The sequence below is a fragment of the Streptomyces iconiensis genome (genome assembly GCF_028657195.3).
Lineage (GTDB): Bacteria > Actinomycetota > Actinomycetes > Streptomycetales > Streptomycetaceae > Streptomyces > Streptomyces iconiensis.
This window is the reverse complement of record NZ_JANCPR020000063.1, coordinates 23839-46528: the sequence shown is the minus strand read 5'-3', so window position 1 is coordinate 46528 and position 22690 is coordinate 23839. Positions and strand designations below refer to the sequence as shown.

General features: G+C 73.2%; 17 protein-coding genes and 1 pseudogene. 9 read left to right on the top strand and 9 right to left on the bottom strand.

Going from position 1 to position 22690, the window contains the following annotated elements; genetic code table 11:
- The first annotated feature begins 56 nt into the window (after positions 1–56).
- Positions 57–944, top strand: coding sequence for a methyltransferase domain-containing protein (locus NMN56_RS38310; RefSeq protein WP_274047442.1), 888 nt, complete (start codon positions 57–59; stop codon positions 942–944).
- Between the two features lie 40 nt (positions 945–984).
- Here NMN56_RS38310 and NMN56_RS38305 read toward each other — a convergent pair whose 3' ends face one another.
- Entirely contained in the window at positions 985–1548 is a 564-nt protein-coding gene (locus NMN56_RS38305) for a GNAT family N-acetyltransferase (RefSeq protein WP_274047441.1), read from the bottom strand.
- A gap of 27 nt (positions 1549–1575) precedes the next feature.
- On the bottom strand, positions 1576–1983 hold the full coding sequence (locus NMN56_RS38300) for a CoA-binding protein (RefSeq protein WP_274047440.1): 408 nt from the start codon (positions 1981–1983) through the stop codon (positions 1576–1578).
- Positions 1984–2087: 104 nt separating this feature from the next.
- On the opposite strand from NMN56_RS38300, the gene NMN56_RS38295 reads away from it, so the two are divergent.
- Entirely contained in the window at positions 2088–2750 is a 663-nt protein-coding gene (locus NMN56_RS38295) for a YigZ family protein (protein ID WP_274047439.1), read from the top strand.
- 80 nt (positions 2751–2830) lie between these two features.
- Here the strand turns inward: NMN56_RS38295 and NMN56_RS38290 are convergent, their stop codons facing one another.
- Positions 2831–3289, bottom strand: a complete 459-nt coding sequence (locus tag NMN56_RS38290) for a peptidase inhibitor family I36 protein (protein ID WP_274047438.1) — start codon at positions 3287–3289, stop codon at positions 2831–2833.
- 414 nt (positions 3290–3703) lie between these two features.
- Here NMN56_RS38290 and NMN56_RS38285 point away from each other — a divergent pair, with 414 nt between their 5' ends.
- The 4 genes from NMN56_RS38285 (at position 3704) to NMN56_RS38270 (ending at position 9606) form a co-directional block, all read left to right on the top strand.
- A complete protein-coding gene (locus tag NMN56_RS38285) occupies positions 3704–4672 on the top strand; it encodes an AraC-like ligand-binding domain-containing protein (RefSeq protein WP_274047437.1) in 969 nt (322 codons plus the stop codon).
- Between the two features lie 185 nt (positions 4673–4857).
- Positions 4858–6033, top strand: a complete 1176-nt coding sequence (locus NMN56_RS38280) for an exonuclease SbcCD subunit D (RefSeq protein ID WP_274047436.1) — start codon at positions 4858–4860, stop codon at positions 6031–6033.
- The gene (locus tag NMN56_RS38275; protein WP_274047435.1) at positions 6030–9176 is read left to right on the top strand and encodes an SMC family ATPase; all 3147 of its coding nucleotides are present in this window, start codon (positions 6030–6032) and stop codon (positions 9174–9176) included. The genes NMN56_RS38280 and NMN56_RS38275 overlap by 4 nt, the downstream gene beginning before the upstream one ends.
- Positions 9177–9276: 100 nt before the next feature.
- Positions 9277–9606 (top strand): hypothetical protein, encoded by a 330-nt coding sequence (locus NMN56_RS38270; RefSeq protein ID WP_274047434.1) that lies wholly within the window; start codon positions 9277–9279, stop codon positions 9604–9606.
- Between the two features lie 178 nt (positions 9607–9784).
- Here NMN56_RS38270 and NMN56_RS38265 read toward each other — a convergent pair whose 3' ends face one another.
- The 4 genes from NMN56_RS38265 to NMN56_RS38250 form a co-directional block, all read right to left on the bottom strand.
- The gene (locus tag NMN56_RS38265; protein ID WP_274047433.1) at positions 9785–11536 is read right to left on the bottom strand and encodes a DUF885 domain-containing protein; all 1752 of its coding nucleotides are present in this window, start codon (positions 11534–11536) and stop codon (positions 9785–9787) included.
- A 180-nt stretch (positions 11537–11716) separates the two neighbouring features.
- Positions 11717–13078 carry a GNAT family N-acetyltransferase gene (locus tag NMN56_RS38260; protein ID WP_274047431.1) on the bottom strand — a complete coding sequence of 454 codons (1362 nt, stop codon included), beginning with the start codon at positions 13076–13078 and terminating at the stop codon, positions 11717–11719.
- Positions 13079–13276: 198 nt separating this feature from the next.
- Positions 13277–13825, bottom strand: a complete 549-nt coding sequence (locus NMN56_RS38255; RefSeq protein WP_274047430.1) for a DUF1990 domain-containing protein — start codon at positions 13823–13825, stop codon at positions 13277–13279.
- 37 nt (positions 13826–13862) lie between these two features.
- Positions 13863–15455: an alkaline phosphatase D family protein gene (locus NMN56_RS38250; protein WP_274047429.1), complete on the bottom strand. Its 1593-nt coding sequence runs from the start codon at positions 15453–15455 to the stop codon at positions 13863–13865.
- Positions 15456–15674: 219 nt separating this feature from the next.
- Here NMN56_RS38250 and NMN56_RS38245 point away from each other — a divergent pair, with 219 nt between their 5' ends.
- Together NMN56_RS38245 and NMN56_RS38240 are read left to right on the top strand one after the other, a co-directional pair.
- Positions 15675–18842, top strand: coding sequence for a hypothetical protein (locus NMN56_RS38245; RefSeq protein WP_274047428.1), 3168 nt, complete (start codon positions 15675–15677; stop codon positions 18840–18842).
- 108 nt (positions 18843–18950) lie between these two features.
- Positions 18951–19775 (top strand): annotated as a pseudogene (locus tag NMN56_RS38240) (EamA family transporter); the annotation flags it as partial.
- A 73-nt stretch (positions 19776–19848) separates the two neighbouring features.
- Here the strand turns inward: NMN56_RS38240 and NMN56_RS38235 are convergent.
- Entirely contained in the window at positions 19849–20772 is a 924-nt protein-coding gene (locus NMN56_RS38235; RefSeq protein ID WP_274047427.1) for an alpha/beta fold hydrolase, read from the bottom strand.
- A 121-nt stretch (positions 20773–20893) separates the two neighbouring features.
- Here NMN56_RS38235 and sigJ point away from each other — a divergent pair, with 121 nt between their 5' ends.
- Positions 20894–21817: an RNA polymerase sigma factor SigJ gene (sigJ, locus tag NMN56_RS38230; protein WP_274047426.1), complete on the top strand. Its 924-nt coding sequence runs from the start codon at positions 20894–20896 to the stop codon at positions 21815–21817.
- Between the two features lie 30 nt (positions 21818–21847).
- Here sigJ and NMN56_RS38225 read toward each other — a convergent pair whose 3' ends face one another.
- Entirely contained in the window at positions 21848–22621 is a 774-nt protein-coding gene (locus NMN56_RS38225) for an SDR family oxidoreductase (protein WP_274047425.1), read from the bottom strand.
- Between the last annotated feature and the right edge of the window lie 69 nt (positions 22622–22690).

The window sequence follows — 22690 nt, the reverse complement described above, 5'->3', positions numbered from 1 at the left end:
TCCCGCGCACCCGCGAGCATCGCCTTTCCCAGGCCAATAGGACTCGCTTGAGCCGTGTGCCGCGACGAGTGGCACGCACGGTTCTTAGGGGGGACCGCCGCAGCAATGCGGCGGTCCTACCCGACACGGGATGGAACGCCGCACTGCTCTCCTACCGTCTCGGCCAGGACAACGTTGTGACCGTCGAGGTGGACCCGGCTGTCGCGGCGGAGGGCAGGCGCCGCTTCGCCGGGATCGGCCTCGTCCCGCTGTCCGTCGTCGGCGACGGCGCGCAGGGGTACGCACGCCGGGCTCCGTACGACCGGATCATCGCCACATGCGGGATCGCGCGCGTGCCGTACACGTGGGTGGAGCAGGCCAGGGAGGGCGCCGTGATCGTGGCTCCGTGGGGGCCGCCCTACGGTGGGCAGGCGGTCGCGCGGCTCCGGGTCGGCGGGGACGGCGTCGCCACGGGCCCGTTCGTGGCCTCGTCGGCCTTCATGCGCCTGCGCGACCAGCGCGACCGGTTTCCGGTGACGCGTACGTTCCCTGGCGCGGCCCAGTGGCCGGGCGAGGGGACGCGGCGTACGACGACGCTCTCGCCCGACGACATGGGCGCTTGGCACCACATGTTCACGCTCGGTGTGCGGGTGCCCGACCTGTTCTGCCGCGTCGAGCGGGGCGAGGGAGGCCGGGAAGGCGGGGAGGGCGCCTATCGGCTATGGCTGTTGGAGATGTCCGGGCAGTCATGGGCGACGGCGGATTACGAGGACGGCCGCACCGAGTACGAGGTTGTCGAGTCCGGGCCGCGGCGGCTGTGGGCCGAAGCGGAGGCCGTCATGTCCTGGTGGCGCGAGCAGGGTGAACCAGGGTTCGAACGGTACGGGTTGACGGTCATGCCGCACGGGCGGGAGACGGTGTGGCTTGACCGCCCGGACAACCTGGTACCCGTTCGGGTGCCGTAGGGCGCCGGTCGGGGTCCTGGCCGGGGCATTGGGCGGGGCCTCAGCCGGTGGCGTTCCGCGCGTCGGGTACGTGGTGCGTCCCCGACAGGTCGAGGGAGAGGGCGATCGAGTGTTCGTTGAAGCCCAGTGCCCGGTACATGCCCTCGGCCTCGTCCGTCGCGTGCAGATCGACGCGGGTGACGCCGTGCTCGGCGAACCAGGCGAGCAGCGCCTCCGTCGTCGCGCGCGCGAAGCCCTTGCCCCGGTAGCGCGGATCGGTGCACACGTTGAAGACGAACCCGAACCGCCCCGCCGGATGACCGGGTGCAGGCAGCCGTTCCTCGACCCTGCCCACCGCGCACGCGGCGAGGTGCGGCGCCCCCGGCTCCCCACCGTCCACGACGAAGCCGCCCAGGAGCGTGCCCGCACCGGTAGCACCCCCGGTGCCGGCAGCACCGGCACCCCCGGCCGCGACGGCCTCCGCGAGCTGGCGTCGCGCCATTTCGGTCGCCTCCGCCTCCCACGGGCCCGGCTCGTCCCGCCCGTTCATGGCGGCGAACATGATTCTGCGCAGCCGTACGATCTCGGCCGCGTCCTCCGGCTCAGCACGTCGTATCGCGATCATGGAATGGACGCTAGCGCACGGCCGCGCTCAGCTCAGGCGCGGGATCTCGATGGCAGGACAGCGGTCCATCGTCATCTCCAGTCCGGCGCCGCGTGTCCTTTCGTACGCCGCCTCGTCGAGGACGCCGAGCTGGAACCAGACCGCCTTCGCGCCCACCGCGACCGCCTCGTCGGCGACCTGGCCGGCGAGGTCCGAGTTGAGGAACACGTCGACCACGTCGACGGGAAAGGGGATGTCGGCCAGCGAGGCGTACCCCTGTTCCCCGTGCACCGTCTCGGCCTTGGGATGGACGGGCACCACGCGCTTGCCGTAGCGCTGGAGCGTTTCGGCGACACCGTAGGCGGCACGGGAACGGTTGCCCGAGAGGCCGACAACGGCCCAGGTGTCGCCCAGCTCGGTGAGAATCCTGCGCACCGTCGCATCGTCGCCGTACATCGTCTGCCTCCTGGAGCCCATGGCATTCCTGCCGCGTGTGTCTGTCACAGGCAACGGCTCACACCGCCAGGTGATTCCCGCGCACGGGGCCATAGGCTGGCCGGATGCAGCAGGACCAGCGCGAACACGCAGAATCCGGCGGGCCCCCGCGGTACGTGACCGTGGCCGCCGAAGGGGTGCACGAGACCGAGATCAACCGCTCGCGCTTCCTGTGCGCGCTCGCGCCCGCCGCCACCGAGGCCGAGGCGCAGGAGTTCATCGCGCGCGTACGCAAGGAGCACCCGGGCGCGAACCACAACTGTTCCGCGTACGTCATCGGCGCCGACGCGGGAATCCAGAAGGCCAACGACGACGGCGAGCCGGGCGGCACGGCGGGCGTGCCCATGCTCCAGATGCTGCTGCGCCGCGACATCCGCTACGCCGTCGCCGTCGTCACCCGTTACTTCGGCGGCGTCAAGCTGGGCGCCGGTGGCCTCATCCGCGCGTACGGCGGCGCCGTCGGCGAGGCGCTCGACGCGCTCGGCACCGTCACCCGGCGCCGCTTCCGGCTGGTCACGGTCACCGTCGGCCACGAGCGCGCCGGCCGCCTGGAGAACGACCTGCGCGCCACGGGCCGCGAGGTGCGCGACGTCCACTACGGAGCCGAGGTCACCATCGAACTCGGCCTGCCCGAGACCGAACTGGCCACTTTCCGCGCCTGGCTCGCCGACGCGACAGCGGGCCAGGCACGGGTGGAGACGGGCGGCGAGGCATTCGGCACGGTGTGACCCGGAAAGCCCCCACTTTCAGGGTCGGTCGGATTCCGACGAGCACACGTGCCGATTACCCCTGTCGCAGTGGAAAGAAATCAGCAGGGCGCGTACACGGAACTGATCTTGTCGTTGAAGTTCGTCGGGAGGTTGATCGGCGGGCCGAACGCTCCGTAGCTTCCCAGCATGGTGACCCCTCCATTCCCGTTGTAGATGTTCAAGGTGCTACCCGCCCTGTTCCACAGGGAACTGGCTCGGTTGTTCATGCTGGAATCAAGGGTGTACACGCGGTTGCAACTGGGCACGACGTACATCGTTTGCCCTGGGCTGTTTGCGTTGCCGTCCTTGTTCTGGAACAGACATGCCTGTCCATGCAGGCAGTTGTCCCAGGCCGCAATGCGCGCTTCGGCGGTCTTCAACTGGACCGGTTTGATGACCCCCGCGGGTGCGCCCGCATTTCCTGCGGGCTCGGTACGCTCCTGTGCGGATGCGCTGCCCACCGCTGATGCGAACAGCAGAGCGGTGCTCGCCGCGACCAGTGCGATCTTTCGGTTCACGTTTTTGTGCCTTCCTCGTGGGAGATCCGTGGGAGATCTCGTGGGGATTTCTCTGGCACGCGGATCGTTCTCGCCTGATCCGCTGTGGAATGACCATAGGCCGATCGAAGAAATCCGAATGTGCTGGCCGTGCACGGTTCTTGACCAGGCGTGCACGAGCCGCGCCAGGATTCCGGAAGTGATTCCCGGGGACCGGCGCGTCACTTCGCGGTGAGCCGGCTCCGGGAGTGCGGCGGCTTTCGGACAGTCGCCGTTGCGCGGGTGTATCGGGCCCTGTAAGGGTGAGGGCCACAACGGATTCCTTCTTGGAGCGGAGGACGGCTCGGTGAGGAAGCGGCACGGCGGTGAAAAGATCCACGTGTCCGGACCGCACCGGTCCGCTCGGCACCGTTCCCACCCGCGGAGGTCCGCACCGTGAGTCCGGTCCTGGACACCGCGTCCTTACCCCCGGGGGACCGCGAGGAGCTGGTACGGCTGGCGGTGTGGGAGTCCGTCGTGAGAATCGACATCGCTCACCACCTGCCGTCGACCGACCTCTCGGTCCGCATCGGGTGGGAGACCGTCGGGCCCATCGGCATCTGTTCGGCGCGGGCGACCGCGCTGACCATCCAGCGCACACCGCGGCTGGCGCGGGAGGACGAGGAGCCGGCCGTCTTCCTCGGCCTGCAGCTGAGGGGCGCCAGTCTGGTGGTGCAGAACGACCGCCAGGCGCTGCTGAGACCGGGGGACTTCGCCCTCTACGACACGCGGACCCCCTACACGCTTGTCTTCGAAGAGGGCGTCGATCAGCACTTCCTCCGCTTTCCCCGCTCGGCGCTCGCGCTTCCCGAACGGTCCCTGCGCGACATCACGGCCGTCACCCTCGGCACCGACAACCCGGTCGCGCGCCTCGCCTCCACGTACTTCTCCCAACTGGCCGTCAGCGAGGACCTGCACGAGGGCCGGCACGCAGCGGCGGTCGCTGAGCCGAGCATCGAACTGCTCCGCGCCGTCGTGGCCTCCCAACTGCGGAACACCGATCTGGCCAGGGCGCCGCTGGAGGCGACGCACGGCCTGCGCGTCCTCGAATACATCCGGGCACACCTGGCCGAGCACGATCTGTCGGCCGCGCGGATAGCCGCCGCGCACGGGATCTCCGTCCGCCATCTGTACGTCGTCCTGGCACGCTCGGGTGTCAGCCTGGGGGACTGGATACGGACGCGCCGGCTGGCCGAGTGCCAACGGGAACTGGCCGACCCGGCGGGCCGGCACCGGACGGTTGCGGCTGTTGGCCGTGGCTGGGGCTTCGCGGACGCCGCGCACTTCAGCCGGGTGTTCAAGCAGGCATACGGCCTCTCCCCCCGAGCCTGGCGCGACCAGAACCGTCCAGATCCCAGCACCTGAACCGGTACACACGCGGCACATGTCACGGCCCGAGACCTTCCGAGCAGACCCACCACGGCGCCCTTCCGCCGGGGTGTGCGGGCGAGCACCCCCTCATGCCGGGCACCTCCTCTGGTGCTTCCTTTTCCTCCCGGGGCATGGGTTGCCGCACGTGCTGTCAGTGGCGGGCCTTAAGGTCGTTGACCATGCGCCTGCTGCACACCTCGGACTGGCACCTGGGCCGGAGTTTCCACCGCGTGAGCCTCCTCGAAGCCCAGCGCGCCTTCCTCGACCACCTCGTCACCACCGTCGAGGAGCGGGCGGTGGACGCGGTGCTCGTCGCGGGGGACATCTACGACCGCGCGGTGCCCTCCCTCGCCGCCGTCGAACTGTTCGACGGCGCGCTCCACCGGCTCGCCGACCTGTCCGTACCCACCGTCATGATCTCCGGGAACCACGACTCGGCACGCAGGCTCGGCGTCGGCTCGGGCCTCATGGGCAGAGCCGGAGTCCACCTGCGCACCGATCCCCGCACGTGCGGCACGCCCGTGCTGCTGTCCGACGGCGCCGGCGAGGTGGCCTTCTACGGGCTGCCCTATCTGGAGCCGTCCCTGGTCCGCAGGGCCCTCGAAGCCGAGCGGGGCAGCCACACCGCCGTGCTCACCGCCGCCATGGCCCGGGTACGCGAAGACCTCGCCGCGCGCCCCGCGGGCACCCGCTCGGTGGTACTGGCGCACGCCTTCGTCACGGGGGCCGAAGTCTCCGACAGCGAACGGGACATCACGGTGGGCGGTGTCGGCTCCGTGCCGGCCTCGGTGTTCGACGGGGTGGACTACGCGGCACTCGGCCACCTGCACAACTGCCAGCGGATCACCGAACGTGTCCGCTACTCCGGCTCCCCGCTCGCCTACTCCTTCTCCGAGACGGGGCACCCCAAGTCCATGTGGCTGGTCGACCTCGCCGCCGACGGCGGCCTGGAGACCGAGCGGATCGAGTGCCCCGTGCCACGCCCGCTCGCGCGGCTGCGGGGCACGCTCGAAGAGCTGCTGGACGACCCCGCGCACGAGCCGCACACCGGCTCCTGGATCGAGGCCACGCTCACCGACGCGGCCCGTCCGCACGACCCCATGGCCCGGCTGGAGAAACGCTTCCCGCACACCGTCAGCCTCGTCTTCGACCCCCAGCGCGAGGACACCGAGGCCGGCGTCTCCTACGCGAAGCGGCTGCGGGACCGCACCGACAGGCAGATCGCCGAGGACTTCGTCGGGCACGTACGCCCCGGCCGCCAAGCGGCGCCGGAGGAACGGGAGATGCTCGGACGCGCGCTGGACGCCGTGCGTGTGAGCGAGGCGGCCGACGAGACCCGCGAGGTGGCCAGGTGAGGCTGCACCGGCTCACGCTCACGGCCTTCGGCCCGTTCGGCGGCACGCACCACGTCGACTTCGACGCGCTGTCCGCCGCCGGGCTCTTCCTCCTGCGCGGCCCGACCGGCGCCGGCAAGACCTCCGTGCTCGACGCGGTCTGCTACGCGCTCTACGGGGGCGTGCCCGGCGCCCGCCAGCAGCCGGGCGGCACGCTGCGCAGCGACCACGCCGAGTCGCACATCCGTACCAGCGTCACGCTCGATCTCACCGTCGCCGGCCGCAGGCTGGAGATCACCCGCGCTCCCGAACAGCTCCGCCCCAAGGCGCGCGGCACCGGGCTCACCCGCGAGCGCGCGCACTGCGAGCTGCGCGAATGGGACCAGCAGAGCGCGGCGTGGCAGCCGCTCAGCCGCTCCCACCAGGAGATCGGCGAGGAGATCGGCCAGGCGCTCGGCATGAGCCGCGACCAGTTCTGCCAGGTGGTGCTGCTGCCCCAGGGCGACTTCGCGCGCTTCCTGCGCTCCGGGGCCGAGGACCGCGCCAAACTCCTCGGACGGCTCTTCGACACCGGCAGGTTCGCGGCCGTGGAGGACGAGCTGACCCGCATGCGCAAGGAAGCGCAGCACGAAGTGGCGGTCGCCGACGAGCGGTTGCTCACCCTCGCGCACCGTATGCGGCAGGCGGCGGGGGAAGCGTCCGAGCTGGGCGAGGGACCCGGAGGGGCCAAGGAGGAGCTGCCCGCACAGCGCGGCCGGGGAGGCGGAGCGGCAGCGGCGCGAGCAGAGCGCGGGGGCGGCACGGAGCCCGCAGCCCGCGCGGGACGGGCCGCTTCCCGGGAGCCCGGCTCCGCGCGCCTCGCTCCGGGCGAGCCCGGCCTCGCCGACGCCGTGCTCGCCTGGGCCGCCCAGGCCCGGGTGTACGCGCGGGAGCGCCGCACCTACGCGGGGCTCGCCGCCCGTACGGCAGGTGAGCACCACGAGAAGGCCGCGCGGGAACTGGAGGACGTACGCGAACTCGCCCGCGCGCAGGAGCGGTTCGCGCGCGCCAGGCGCCGCGCCGAGGAGCTGGCCGAACGCGCTGGAGAGCGCGACCGCCTGCGGTGGCGGCTGGAGCGCGCGCACGCGGCCGAGGCCGTGGCCCCCGCGCTGGACCTGCGGCGCTCGGCACACGCCGAGCACACGAGTGCGTGCGAGGCCGAAGGGCGCGCACGCGCGATGCTGCCCGGCACCCTCACACAGGCCGGACCGGGGCGCCTGTCCGAGCTGGAGCGCGCGATGCGCCAGGAGCTGGGCGCGCTCCGGGCAGCCCGCGAGGAGGAACCCCGCGCCACCGCCATCGACCGTGAACTGCTCGCCCTGGACGCCGAGTCACGCGCCGACGAGGAGGCGTCCGACGAGGCGGGGGAGTGGCTGGCGGGCTGGGAGGACAGGCGGCGCACACTCCAGCGCACGGTCGAGGACGCACAGCAGGCCGCCACCGACGCCGAGCGGCTGGCCGGCGAACTGGCCCCCGCACGCGCGCGCCTGGACGCGGCACGCCGCCGTGAGCAGCTCGCCCATGAGGTCCGCGAGGCCGAGGAGCGGTGGCAGGAGGCCAGAAGCGAGGCCAACGAGGCGGACCGGCGCTGGCTCGACCTGCGCGAGCGCCGCCTGCGCGGCATCGCGGCCGAGCTGGCCGCGGGTCTCACCGCAGGAGAGCCGTGCGCGGTGTGCGGCTCGGCCGAGCACCCCGCACCCGCGCGCGCCGAGGCGGGGCACGTGGACCGCGCCGCCGAGGAGGAGGCGCTCGCCGCTTCCCAGCGAGCGGGAAAGGAAAGGGAGTCGGCCGAACGGGACCTCGCCGCACTGCGTGAGTCCCACACGGTGGCCGAGGACGCCTCCGGCGGCGAGAGCACCGACGCGCTCGCTGCGGCCGTCTCCACGCTCGAAGAGGCACACGCAGCGGCACACGCCCAGGCTGCCCGTACCCACGAGGCTCGCGAGGCGCTCGCCGGAGCCGAGCGCGAACACGCGGAGCGGCTCGCCCTGCGCCAGGAAGCCGACCGCCGCACAGCGGCGCGCACCTCGCACCGCGAAGCGCTCGTACGGGAACGCACCGCACTCACCGAGCGCCTGGACAGGGCGCGCGGCGAGGCCCCTTCCGTCGCGGCACGCGCCGCCGAACTGGAGCGCCGCGTCGGCTTCCTGGCCACGGCGGCCGAGACGGCCCAGGCGGCCGAGGCAGCGGCCACCCGCCTCAAGGACGCCGACGCGCGCCTCGCCGACGCCGCGTACCAGGCACGCTTCGACACCCCGGAGGAGGCCGTCGAGGCCGTACTGCCCGAGGACGAACAGCGGGCGCTGCGCGAACGGCTGGAGGGGTGGCAGGCCGAAGAAGCTGCCGTGGCAGCGGAGTTGGAGGACCCGGCGCTCGCCGCAGCAGCCGCGCTTCCTGCCGCCGAACCCGAGGACGCTGACCGCGAAAGGGAGGCAGCCGAACGCCGGCTGCGCGCTGCGAACTCGGCGCTCGACGCCGCGCGCTCCGCCACCGAGGCGCTGGACGCGCTCGGCCGCGAGGCCGTGGACCGCGCCCTGCGCCTCGCTCCGCTGCGGGCCCGCTACGAGGGAGTGGCCAGGCTGGCCGGGCTCACGGCGGGTACGTCGGCGGAGAACGAGCGCCGGATGCGCCTGGAGTCCTATGTGCTCGCCGCCCGGCTCGAACAGGTCGCAGCCGCCGCCTCGGCACGCCTCGCGCGGATGTCAGGAGGCCGCTACACGCTCGTGCACTCCGACGAACGCGCGGGTGGGCGCGGCAGATCGGGGCTCGGGCTGCACGTCGTGGACTCCTGGACGGGCGCCGAGCGGGACACCGCGACGCTCTCGGGGGGCGAGACGTTCTTCGCCTCCCTCGCGCTCGCGCTCGGCCTCGCCGACGTGGTGACCGACGAGGCGGGCGGTACCCGGCTGGAGACCCTGTTCATCGACGAGGGCTTCGGCAGCCTGGACGAACAGACGCTGGACGAGGTCCTGGACGTCCTCGACGGGCTGCGCGAGCGTGACCGCTGCGTCGGCATCGTCAGCCACGTCGCCGATCTGCGCCGACGGGTTCCCGCGCAGCTGGAGGTCACCAAGTCGCGCGCCGGCTCGGCGCTGCGCCATCACGACACCCCGGCCGACGACTGAAGGGCCCCGCCAGGACCGGGTGCGGCACGGCGCTTGCCGGAGTGGCAGGCGGGGCCTATCGTCCTGGTTCAAATTCAAAACTGAACCAGGAGGTCCCCCCATGCGACGAAGGGCACGACTCGCTGCCTTAGCCGCCGCGGCCGGCGCCGTCGTCGGCGTGCTCGGTGTTCCCGCGGTCACCGCGGGCACCGCGACCGCGGCGCAGGCGCCCGCACCTCCCGGCGCGCAGCAGTTCTACTGCGGCTACAACGACGCCAACTACCAGCCGTACTGGCTCAGTTGCAGCGGCCAGGACCGTGAGATCAAGGTCCGCGACAGCGTGCAGGGTGAACACACGCGCTGCGCGCCCGCGCGCAGGCTGACCAGGATCGGCGACAACGTCTACCAGACGACCCTGGCCTGGGAAACCGGCCGAAGCTGCCGCGCCTGACCGGCCCGGCCCGCCGACCGGCCGGCGGGCCGGGGTGCCCAGCGACGGCGCCGGGCACCCCGGTCCCCTTGCCGCGTACGGGGATTGCGGGTCACAGGCCCCGCGTACGGGGATCGCGGCTCGCAGTCACCGCGTACGGGTCCTGTGGGTCGCCGTCACCGCGTACGCGGAACGCGGGTCACAGCGCGGACAGTTCGGCCTCCAGGTCGTCCAGGCCCAGGGAGCCCAGCGACAGTGCCGCCATGTGCCATGCCTTCGCGTCGAACGCGTCGCCGTGTGCCTGCCGCGCGGCGGCCCGGCCCTTGAGCCAGGCGCGTTCGCCCAGCTTGTAGCCGATCGCCTGTCCCGGCATGCCCAGGTAGCGGACCAGTTCGCTCTCCACGAAGTCGGCCGGCCGCCCGCTGTGCAGCCCGAAGAACTGCTGCGCAAGCTCCGGCGTCCAGCGCTCGCCCGGGTGGAACGGCGAATCCGCGGGGATCTCCAGCTCCAGGTGCATCCCGATGTCGACGATCACCCGGACCGCGCGCATCATCTGCGCGTCCAGGTAGCCCAGCCGCCGCTCGGCCGTCGTCAGGAAGCCCAGCTCGTCCATCAGCCGCTCCGCGTACAGCGCCCAGCCCTCGGCGTTGGCGCTGACCATGCCCACCGTCGTCTGGTAGCGGGAGAGCTGGTCGGCGACGTACGTCCACTGCGCGAGCTGGAGATGGTGCCCCGGCACGCCCTCGTGGTACCACGTGCTCACCAGGTCGTAGACGGGGAAACGGGTCTCGCCCATGGTCGGCAGCCAGGTGCGTCCCGGGCGGGAGAAGTCCAGCGAAGGCTGCGTGTAGTACGGGGCAGCCGCGCTGCCGGGCGGAGCGATACGGGCCTCCACCTGCCTGACCTCATCGGCCAGTTCGAAGTGCGTGCCGTCCAGCTCCGCGATGGCCTGGTCCATCACGCCCTGGAGCCACTCGCGTACCGCCTCGACACCCTCGATGGCCTCGCCGTGCGTGTCCAGGTGGCGCAGCGCCTCCCAGGGCGTCTCCGCGCCGGGCAGGATCTTCTCCGCCTCGGTGCGCATCTCGGCCAGCAGCCGGTGGAACTCCGACCAGCCGTAAGCGTACGCCTCCTCCAGGTCCAGGTCCGTGCCGTTCCAGTAACGCGACCAGAGCGCGTAGCGCTCGCGGCCCACGGTCTCGGGGGCGCCGGCGATGCCCGGCGCGTACACGTCCCGCATCCAGTCACGCAGCCCGGCGATGGCGCGGGCCGCGTCGGCCGCCGCGCCCTCCAGCTCCCCGCGCAGCGCCTCGGGCCCCTGCGCGGTGAAGTCGGCGAACCAGCTGCGCCCGCTGCCGGGGCCGCCGCCCTCTGCGGTCTCGCCCAGCCACTCGGCGAACTGCTCAAGCACCGTGGAAACCTGGCGGGGACCGGCGAAGAGTCCCCTGGTCAGGCCCTCTTCGAGCGAGGCGCGGTACCCCTCCATGGCCACGGGCATGGCGCGCAGCCGCGAGGCGACGGCACGCCAGTCGTCCTCGGTCTCCGACGGCATCACGGACAGGATGCCGCGCGCCGAGTGCGCGGGGGAGCTGAGGTTGCTGACGGACCGCAGGCCCTCTTCTTCCTCGTGCACGGCCAGTTCGGCCGTCAGCCGCTCACGCAGCAGCCGCGCGCAGCGCCGCTCGGCCGCGCTGTCGCCTCCCGGACGCGTCTCGGCGGCCGTCAGCTCCTCCAGGGTGGTGCGGTTGAGCACCGCCAGCGCCTCCTGGCCGGCGGGGGAGTAGTCGGGCAGCTTGCCGTGGCTCTCGGGCACGCCGAGGTAGGTGCCGGTGATCGGGTCGAGTGCGACGAGCGCGTCGACATAGGTGTCGGCGACCTGGCGCGGGAGCGGCGCTGTGCTCGCCGTCTGTGCCGCGTTCGCTGCGTTCGCTGGATTCATTGCATCGGACATGGGCCCATCCTCGTACGGACCTGCCTCCCCCGTCAGCATCACTGCCGCTTGGCAGCTCTGCGCCGCCTGGCGGCATCACGCCGCCGGTCCGCCGGCCGGGGCCGTCGCGCCCGGCGGACCGGGGCCGGGATGGGGCACGGTGATACGGGGATACGGGGGCGCGGGGCACCCCGGCAGGGGTCAGGGTGAGGTGACCTCGACGGGGGCCAGCGAGGCCGTGACGACGAGCGTGCCCTCTTCCACCTGGTAGTCCAGCGGGAGGCCCAGGCCGCGCATCGCCGCGACCATGCCGGTGTTGGACGCCTGCGTGACCGCGTAGACGCTCTCGCAGCGCGCCTCGCGGGCCAGCGCCGTCAGCCTCCGCAGCAGCTCGCCGCCGAGACCGCGCTGCTGCCACGCGTCCTCCACCAGCAGCGCCGCCTCCGTCTCCTCGCCGTCCCACAGCAGATGGCCGAGCGCGACCAGCTTGCCCGAGGCCGTCTCCACGGCGAGGGTGCGCCCGAACCGGGGCGAGAGCAGGTGCCGCAGATAGCGGTCCGCGTCCCCCACGGGCCCGTGGTAACGCAGCGCGAGGCTCTCCTTGGAGCAGCGTGCGTGCATGGCGAGGGCCGCGTCCAGGTCTTCGACACCGGCCCGCCTGAGGGTCAGCGAGGGCCCTTCGGGCAGGGTCAGCGCGTCCTTGCCGCGCGGCGTCCGCTGCCCGAGCCGCGTGTCCAGTTCGACCAGGGCGCGGGCACGTGCGAACTCGGTCGGTGTGAAGGCCAGTTGGGGCCGCTCCACCACGATCTCACCTCCGGCGGGGTCAGGCAGCCGCAGTACGGTCCCCTCCAGTGTGCCCTCGGCCGGGGCCGTGCCCGGTACGGAACGGATGGCGCAGCGGCCGAGCAACCGCCGCAGCGCGAGCGGCAGTTCCGCCGTGTCCAGTGCCGTACGGGTGGCCAGGCCCAGCACCCGGGTCGGGGTGTCCACCAGGTCGTGCGCGTCGGCACGCTCCGTCCAGGTGTCGTAGCCGCCAGCCCCGGTCACCAGCAGCGCCAGGGAGCGCGGGTCCAGCGAAGCGGGAGCACGCAGCAGGAACTCGTCCACGGTCGCCTCGCCGAGCGGGTGGGTCTGCAGGGCCAGGATGTCCACCCGGCCGCCGGCCAGTGCGGTGCACAGCCGCGCGAGAGAGCCGGGCTGCTCCCGTACGGTCGCGCGCATCCGCCACAGCGCCGTCCCGCCGTGCGGCTCCTCCGCCTCCGCCCCTGCCCCTGCCCCGGCTCCCGCTCGCGCGTCGGCGTCGCCGCCGCCGTCGGGCCCTGGCGGGACGCGCTCGGGCGCCGGGGGAGGGGCGTGCGTGTGCCGCCGTGCCCACCAGGTGTGCCAGCCGGCCGTACCCGCGAGCGCCGCGGCGCACAGCACCAGCGTGACGGGGCCGTCGGGCGCGTTCACCACCGTCTTGGCGACGGTGTCGGCGACCGTGACCGCGGTGAACAGCGCGGCCAGTTCGACCAGGTCGCGACGCCAGTGGTGGTGCTTCCCGTGCGGGGAGTTGTCAGCCATGCGACCACCCTCCAGGACAGGCGTTGCGCGATCACGAACGAGGTGTGACCGGTGAGTTAAGAGTGGATCTGGCGCCCAACGCCCGATTCCCACCTTTACGCCCCTCGCCTCGTCATGTTCTGCGCCCGTCGCTTCAAGACGCTCAGCGTGCCTCGCTTGGTGACACCCGCGCCTCCCGGTTGGTGACGCCGCTGCGCCTCACCTCCCGGCCGACGTACCCGCGCCCGCCACCATCCGGCGCAGCACCTGCCCGCAGCGCCGCGCGTAGGCCCGCTGGAAGAGGCGCATCAGCGGTCCCGCGGCGCGCAGGAACCAGGTGCCCGGTCTGCTGTACGCCGTCACCGTCAGCCATACGGAGCCGTCGTCCTCCGCCCGTACCAGGAACGCTTCCTCACCGACGGCCGGATGCCCGGGGAGCGTGCCGTAGGCCCAGCCCGTCTCGCGTTCCTCCTCGACCGTCCACACCACCCGGCAGGGCCCCTTCATCCGGAAAGGACCCACGCCGAGCCCCACCGTGACCTCCGCACCCGGTGCGGCGCGCGGCGCACCTGTGGTGACGCGTACGCCCATGCGGCGGTGCATGCGCCAGGTCATCAGCGCTTCCGAGGCCGCACGGAAGACCGCGTCGCCCGTGCCGAGACGGGTACGGGCGCACAGCCCGCCGAAGCCGGGCGGTGTGACACCGCCCGCCGTGGCCCCGACGGGCGTGTAGGTGAGGGCGGTTTCGCGCGAGGGTGGGGGCGTCACGGTCGCCGAGTATCCCGCAGAAGGTCACCGCGCCGGATCACTGCCCCACGCGGCCGGGCTGCAGCGTCTGTGTGAACAGGACGGCCCCGCCCTCCTCACGCAGCCTCACCGTCAGCTCTCCTGTCCCGCCGTCGATGTCGACCTGGCCGAAGTACTGTCCGCCCTCCGACGGCGGTGTGTTCGCGCGCGTCGGGGCCTTCAGGAAGCGCTGGTCCGGCCCGAAGGTGCCGTCCAGCTTCAGCGCGCCGAACCCGCCCGCGTTCATCGGCCCCGAGACGAACTCCCAGAACGGCGCGAAGTCCTTGAAGCCCGCCCTGTCCGGGTCGTAGCGCTGCGCGCAGGTGTGGTGCACGTCCGTGGTGAACCACACGGTGCCGGTGATCTTCCGCCGCTTGATGTGCCGCAGCAGCTCGGCGATCTGCAGCTCGCGGCCCAGCGGCGCCCCCGGGTCGCCCTGCGCCACCGCCTCGAAGTCCGTCTTGCCGTCGGGCACGACCAGGCCCAGCGGCATGTCGGAGGCGATCACCTTCCATACGGCACGCGAGCGCGACAACTCGCGCTTCAGCCACGTCAGCTGCCGCTCGCCCAGGATGCCCTGCTCGTCGTCCGCCTGGCGGCCGGGCGAGTTGGCGTTCCTGTAGGAGCGCATGTCCAGCACGAACACGTCCAGCAGCGGCCCGTGGCGCACCACGCGGTAGACGCGTCCGTCCTCGTCCTTGGGCGGCAGGGTGCTGATGGGGAAGTACTCGCTGAAGGCACGCAGGGAACGGGCCGCGAGCGTGTCCACGTCCTTCACGGTGTATCTGGCGTCGTCCAGGATCTCGCCCGGGTACCAGTTGTTGAGCACCTCGTGGTCGTCCCACTGCACGATCCACGGCACCTGTGCGTTAAACGTACGCAGCTTCTCGTCCAGCAGGTTGTAGCGGAAGTTGCCCCGGAACTCCCCGAGGGTCTCGGCGACCTTCGACTTCTCCTCCGTGGTGACGTTCCGCCAGGTCTCGCCGTTCGGCAGCTCGACCTTCTCCACGATCGGCGAGTCGGCGTAGATGGTGTCCCCGCTGTTGAGGAAGAAGTCCGGGTCCAGGCGCCGCATCTCCTCGAAGATCGGGTAGCCGCCGCGGTCGGGGTTGATGCCCCAGCCTTGGCCCGCCAGATCGCCCGACCACAGGAACCGCACCCCGCGCCGCCGTTCGGGCGCCGTACGGAACGTGCCGTACACCGGCTCGCCGGTACGCCTGGGGTCGTCGGGGTCGGCCAGCGTCACGCGGTAGTGGATCTGCTCGCCCGGCGGCAGCCCCCGCAGTTGCGTACGCCCCGTGAAGTCCGTGTCAGGGCCGACGACGGGACCGTGCCAGCGCGTGGGGCGGCGGAACGACTCGGTCGCCGCGGTCTCCACCACCATCCGGGCCCTGCGGTCGGCGCGCGCCCACACCAGCCCGGACGAGGTGGTCACGTCCCCGGCCTGCACGCCCCAGTTCGCCGCGGGCCGCCCGCGCAGCGCCTGCGCCGGAGCGGCCGAGGTCAGCAGCGGCAGGGACAGCGCTGCGCTCGCGCCGAGCGAGCCCCGCAGCACCGCGCGCCGTGCGGGAGTTCTGGCGGGACCGCCGGTCGTCGGATCGCCTTGTGCCATGAACGGGCCTCCTAGGAGCGTCACGAAAGTGATCTGTCAGCTGTATCCCGCCCGTGTGCCGTACACACGAACCCACAGTGAACACCGACGCGACACCGGACAGAAGGGTTCCCGCGTCCCCGCGTGCTGTGCCCGCCCGCCACCCGCCGCCTAGGATGCCGCGATGGCCGTGCCCCGCACCGATCCGACAGTCCCGCGACGGCGGGCAGAGGAGAGCCGATGACCAGCCCTCGCACGTCCGGCCGCATCCGCGAGGAGATACGGGTGCGGGAGAGCGAACCGTACGGACAGGCCCGGGTGGCGGCGGCCGGGGAACTGGTCGCGGAGGCACGCGCGTCGGGCGACAGGGCCACCCTGGTCGCCGCGCTCAACCATCTGGCCGTGAGCTGCGCGCTCGCCGCCCGCGCCCGCGCGGCCCTGGAGCCCGTGGTCGCGCTGCTCGGCATGTGGGACCTGAACAGGGACGACTTCGGCGAGGACGAGGCGCTCCGGCTCCACCGGGTACTCGGATGGCTGGTCGAAGGGCTCCTCGACGACCCGGGGACGCCGCTCGCGCAGGTCGAGGAGTGGCTGGCCGAGACGCGGCGGCGCCACACCGAAGCGGGCCACTCCCCGCTCGCGGCGCACCGGCTGGAGTTCCTGGTCGCCACGGAAGCCGGGGACAGGACGCGCGCCGCCTCTGCGCGTACCGCCTGGCTCGGCGCGGGACGCGACGCACCCGCCGACTGCGACGCCTGCGAACGGGCGGCGTGGGGCGGCGCACGGCTCGCGGAGGGCGACGAGGAGGGAGCACTGCGCGAGTGGCGCCCTGTGCTGCGCGGCGAACTCACCTGTCCGGCACGGGCGTACGGCGTGCACGCGCGTTCGCTGCTCCCGCTGATGCGTCTGGGCCGCACCGATGAGGCGCGGCAGCTCCACATCAGGGGCTACCTCCTCGCGCGCGACGAGGAGGGAGCCAGGCGCGCTCTCGCCGACCATCTCGTCTTCTGCGCCCTCACCGGCAACGAGCCCCGGGCGCTGGAGATCCTCGGCGAGCAGAACGTACGAGCCCCGCACCGCTGGCTGGAGGGCGAGGACCCCGGCGGGTACGGCGCCTGGACGGCCGCCGTCGCGCTGCTCACGCGCCGCCTCACGGTGCTCGGCCACGGCGACACCCCCGTTCCCGGGCCGCCGGGCCGGCACTGGACGGCCACGACCCTGCTGGACCACGCGCGTTCCGAGGCACTTGCCGTCGCCGCACGCTTCGACCGGCGCCGGCGTGGGCCGGAGAGCACGGAGGCACGCGACACGTGCCGCTCCCTCCTCGCGGCCGAACCCCTGCCGGTACCCCTGCCGCTCGGCCTGGGCGGCCCCGAACTGCACACTCACGGGCGGCCCGCGTCCACGGGGGCGGCGCTCACGGGGGCGGCGCTCACGGAGGCGCCGTTCACCGTGGCGGCGTCCACGGAAGCCGCGTCCACGCAAGCCGCATCCGCGGAAACCCCGTCCGCGGAAACCCCGGCCGTAGAAACCCCGAACCGGGAACGGGAGTTCGCTGACCCGTACGCGCTGCTGGACGAGGCCCGTGGTCTCAGCGCCGTCGGTCACCCGACGGCGCTGGCGGTCTGGGCCCGCGTGGAGGACGCGGTGGAGCGCACCGGCACCCGGCTCACCGACGGCGAACGGGCCGAACTCCTCGACCACCGGGCCATGGAGCTGGTGCGCACCGATCCGGCGGGTGGCGCCGCGCGCTTCACCGAGGCGGCCCAGCTCCACGCGACGGCAGGGATGCGCGGCGAGGCCCTCGCCTGCCGGGCGCGCGCCGTGCTCGCCGGTGCCTTCGCCGGGCAGGAGGCGCAGGCGCAGGCGGACATCGGGCCGCTGTGCGAGGAGGCACGGCGGCTGCACGCTGAAGGCCGCATCGGCACGCGGCACGCCACGGCCGTCCTGCTCACCCGCGCCCGCATCGGCGCCCTGCGCGTGGGCGGGGCGGCCGGTGAGGAGGCGGCACGGATCGGCACCGCGCTCGACGCCGAACTGGCCGACCTCATCGCGTTCGCCGAGCCCGACAGGGCCGAACCCGCCGTGCTCGCCCGTATCGCCGAGGCGACGGAGAGCCGAGGCCGGCTGGCGGCACAGTGCGGCGAGAGCGCGCGTGCCGGGGAACTGCTCACCGAGGCCGCCACGCTGAGCCGCGCCGCGGGCAGGCCGTGGGCCGCCACCGGCGCCGAACTCGCCCTCGCCCGGCTGCTGACGGAGACCGGCGAACCCGCGGGCGCCGCCGCCCTGTTGCGGAGCACGCTGGGGGACGGTGACCGTGCCGGGGCCCACACGCCGGGTGACCTCACCCGGCTGCACCTCGCGCTCGCCGACGCGTACGCGGCCGAAGGGCAGGCCCAGGAAGAGGCTGCCGCGCTCCGCCACGCAGCGCACTGGGCGGCGCGTGGCGGCGGGAGCGGAGCGGGAGTTCACGCCAGGCTGCGGCTGGGCGGCTGCCTTCTGGGCCTCGAAATCCTCGATGAGTGCGAGGCCGTGCTCGCCTCGCTGCTGCCCGAACTCCTCGGCGCCCGCGAGGAGTCGGCGGCCCTCCAGGCGTGCGACTGGCTGGCCCAGGCGTGCGACCGCGCGGGACGGCTGACCGAGGCGGCCGAATGGCTCCTGCTGGCCGCCGGCTCGGCGCACGAGTGGGAGGACCGGCACGGTCACGCCGCCGTCGCCCACCTCGCGGCCGACGCGCTGCGCGGATCGGGCCAGTACGCACGCGCGGAGGAGGCGTACGCACGCGCGGAACAGGTCTGGCGCGGCCTCGGGGACATCCACGCCGTCCTGCGCACGCTGCACGCCCGTGCCTGGCTCGCGGCCGAGGCACAGCGACCCGTGGACGACACCCTCGCGTTCATGGCAGCGGCCCACCGCGAGATCGAGGCCGCACGCGAGAGCCCTCTGCGCGAGAACGGGGACGGCCGTCCTGACGAGCGTCCTGACGAACGGCTCGACGAAGGGCTTGACGAAGGGCTTGACGAGCGTCCCGACGAGCGGCTTGGCGAGCGGGAAGACCTTTTGCTGCGGCTCCAGACGGGGCACACCCACCGGCAGACGGCCGAGATCCTCGCTGAGCGGGCCGACCGTACGGACACCGCGGCGCACACGCGTGCCCTCGGCTACGCGGACAGGGCCGTCGAGGCGTTCCGCGCCTGCGGAGAGGACGGTCTGCACGAGGCGACGGGGACCGAGCTGTTCGCCGCGGCCCTGGAGACGGGCCTCGACCGCCATGTCGCCGCGCTCGCCAGGACGGCCAGGGTCAGGGCGCTCTATCCGTTCGGCACCCCCGACCCGGACGGCACCGTGGCCGAACGCCTCAAGGAGGCCGAACGCGTGGAGAACCGCGCGACGCTGCCCCGGAGCTGACCGCGGCAGGCGCAGGGAAGTGGTACGCGGCAGGCGCCCGAAGTGGTCCGCCCGAGCCGCGCGAAAGTGGTCACCAACGGGCGGGCACCGCCCGCCTAACGTCGCCGCATGACCACCGTTTCCCCAGCTCAGCCCGCCCAGCCGGCACGGTACGAGCAGCTGAGAGGCCCTGCGCTCGCCGCGTTCGCCTGTGTGCTCGTCGGCGGCTCCTTCACCGCCAACAGCGTCCTCGTCGGCTACCCGCACGCGGGCGGCCAGGCCGTCCGCTACGCCCTGGCCGCGCTGCTGCTGCTCCCGCTCCTCGGCAGGGGCGGCACGGCGCCGCTGCGCGCGCTCACCCGGCGCCAGTGGATACGTCTCGCCGCGCTCGCCGCCGTCGGCATGGCCGGTTTCAACCTGGCGATCCTCGCCGCCGAACGTACGGCCGAGCCCGCCGTGCCAGGGGTGTTCGTCGGCTGTGCGCCCGTCGTCGTCTCCGTACTCGTCCCGCTGCTGAACGGCCGCAGGCCCGCGCGCGCCGTCACGGCGGGAGCCGTGCTCGTCGCCGCCGGCGCCTTCACGGTGCAGGGCTGGGGCCGTACCGACGGCGCCGGCGTCGCCTGGTCCCTGGCCGCGCTGGCGGGGGAGGTCGGCTTCGCCGTCATCGCCGTACCCGTGCTGCGGCCCCTCGGCCCCAAGCTGCTCTCCGCAGCGGCCTGCGCCCTGTGCGCCGTCGAATCCGCGCTGCTCGCGCTGCTGGTGGACGGCAGGGACTGGCTGCGGCTCCCGCACCCGGGCGAGGCGGTCGCGCTGCTGTGGCAGGCGGTCGTCGTCACCGTGCTGGGCTTCGTGTGCTGGTACGCGGGCATCCAGCGGATCGGCGCCGAACGCGCCACGCTCTTCTCGGGCCTCATCCCCGTATCGGCAGCGCTCACCGCGCCCCTCGTCGGCACGGGAGGCTACGGCACCGCGCAGGCGGGCGGGAGCCTCCTGGTCGCCTGCGGCATCGTGCTCGGCGCCGGGCTCCTCACGGTGCGGGGACAGCGGCGTCCTCGCCGGCTCCTTCGGTCTTCGGGGGCAGCGCGCCGCGCAGGGTGTCCAGCACGACCCGCGCGACCGTGGCGGGGTCGTCGTTCATCGGTACGTGCCCGCATCCGCGCAGCCGCACCAGACGCGCACCCGGAATCAGCCGCTTCGCGCGTATGCCCTGACGGCGCAACAGCACCCGGTCCCTGTCGCCCCACGCGATCGTCACCGGAACGTCCCTGATGTCCTCCTGGAACAGCGACGTCCGGCGCCGCCCCTCGGCCAGCGCCTCCGAGAACCCGACGGCCTGGCGCAGCGCCCGTGTCTCCGCGACCACGGCTTCGGGCGAACGCCGCCCGGGGCGCGCGTATATGGAGCTGGTCAGCGCGGCACGTCCGGCGGCGCCGCGCGCCAGCAGGCGGACCACGGGGTCGGGCAGCAGCCGCGCGCCGGCCCGCATCCCGAGCAGCACACCGAACGCGTACCTGCGCTCGGCCTCGGTCCAGAACCCGGCGGGGGAGAGCGCGGTGACCGAACGGGCGTGGCCCAGCAGTCCCATCTCCAGCGCCAGCAGCCCGCCCAGTGAGTTGCCCACCACGTGCGGCCGTTCCACGCCCAGTTCGGCGCAGGTCGCGGCCAGCAGCGGCACGACGCTCCGCGTCCCGTACGAGATCCCGTCCGGCAGACCAGGGGAGGCGCCGAACCCCGGAAGGTCGGGCGCGATCACGTCGTACCGCGAAGCCAGTACGGTCAGCACCGGCTCCCACGCCTGCCAGTGGTGTCCGACGCCGTGCAGCAGCAGCACGGGCTCACCGCTGCCGCGCCGCTCGTAGGCGATGTCGAGCGCGGGACCACCGGGAGGGGAGACCCGCACGGCCGAGCCGGAGAAGCGGGCGGGGGTCTGCGGGGTGAACACGGCGGCCATGGCCCCTCCTACGGGTCCTGTACGGGTGCTGGCGCTGTTCTTCCGCTGACACGATGGCAGCGGCGGCCCGTGCACGGAAGGCCGTACGGGGAACGGCTGTTCGCGGTGGCATCATGGCCGCGTGAGCGCAGACGTGACCGAGGTCTTCGAAGAGCACAGGACCGTCCTCGAAGGTGTGGCCTACCGCATGCTCGGGCGTGTGCACGATGCCGAGGACGTCGTGCAGGAGGCATGGCTGCGCTGGTCGGCCGCCGACCGCGAGGCGGTGCGCGAGCCCCGCGCCTATCTCGTACGGATCACCACCCGGCTCGCCATCGACAAGCTGCGCCAACTCCGTTCCAGGAACGAGGCGTACGTGGGCCCCTGGCTGCCCGAGCCCCTGGTCACGGACCTGCGCCCGGGCGGGCCCCGGGAGGAGGAGGGCGGGGAGGAGCGCGCCGTGCTCGCCGAGTCGGTCTCGCTGGCCGTTCTCGTCGTGCTGGAGTCGCTCTCCCCGCTGGAGCGTGCCGTCTTCGTGCTGCGCGAGGCGTTCGGCTTCCCCTACGCGGAGATCGCGGAGGCGCTGGAGCGCGGCGAGCCCGCCGTGCGGCAGCTCGGCGCACGCGCCAGGCGGCACGTGGACGAGCGCAAGCCGCGCTTCGAGGTGGACCCGCAGCTGCAGCGGTCGCTGACGGAGCGCTTCTTGAAGGCGTCGGTCGAGGGTGACCTGGAGGGGCTGATGGCGGTGCTGGCGCCCGAGGTGCGGCTGGTCTCCGACAGCGCGGGCAAGGCCAAGGCGCCCCGGCAGGTCATCGCGGGCGCCGACAAGGTGGGCAGGTTCCTGGCCGCTGTCGGCCCGGAGGGCGCAGACGGGGCCTACGGGTTCAGCTTCCTGGAGATCAACGGCGGCCAGGCGCTGCTGGCCACCGTCGAGGGCCGCCCCGACGCGGTGTTCCTCGCCGATGTCGCCGACGGCCTCATCCAGTCCGTCTACCTCATCAGGAACCCGGACAAGGTCGCCCACCTCGGGGTGCACGTCCCCGAGGCGGGCGGTGAGCATCCCTGAGCGAGCCGCAGTGCCCCCGGGCGGTGGGTTTCACAGGCCCCCGGCGACGCGCAGAACGGCGCCCGAGGTGTAGGACGCCTCGTCCGAGAGCAGCCACGCGACCGCGTCGGCGATCTCCTCCGGCTCGCCGGGGCGCCCGGCCGGCGTGATCGCGGCCTTCTTCCACGCCCTGTCGGGGTCGCCCATCGCCGCGTGCATCTCCGTCAGCACCGAGCCGGGCTGCACACAGTTGACCCGTACACCCTGGGGGCCGAACTCCTTGGCCAGGCCGACCGTCATCGCGTCGACGGCCGCCTTGGACGCGGCGTAGTGCACGTACTCGCCGGGGGAGCCGAGCGTGGCCGCCGAGGAGGAGACGTTCACCAGGGCCCCGCCCTGGCCGCCGTGCTCCGTGGACATCTCCAGCAGCGCGCGCCGCGCACACAGCAGAGCGCCCGTCACATTGACGTCCACGACGCGGCGCATCACCTCGGGCGGCGTCTCGGTGAAGCGGCCGAGGGGCCCTGTCACCCCGGCGTTGCCGACCGCGCCCGTGATCGGCCCGAGCCGGTCCCTGACGGTGGTGAAGAGCCGGTCGACGTCGGCCTCGTCGCTGATGTCGCCCTGGACGGTCACGGCCTCGCCGCCCGCCTCGCGTACGGCAGCCGCCGTACGCGCCGCGGCCTCCCCGTCGCGCGCGTAGCCGATGCCGATGTGGTGCCCGGCGCGGGCGAGGCGCAGCGCGGTGGCGGCGCCGATACCGCGGCTGCCGCCCGTCACGACGGTGACGGGCTGCCGGGAGGCGGGCGTGACGGGACGGGGCATGAGACCCTCCAAGGTGATCGATGATCGATCATTACAGTGCCGTTATGGGTCAGCAAGAGGTCAAGCCCG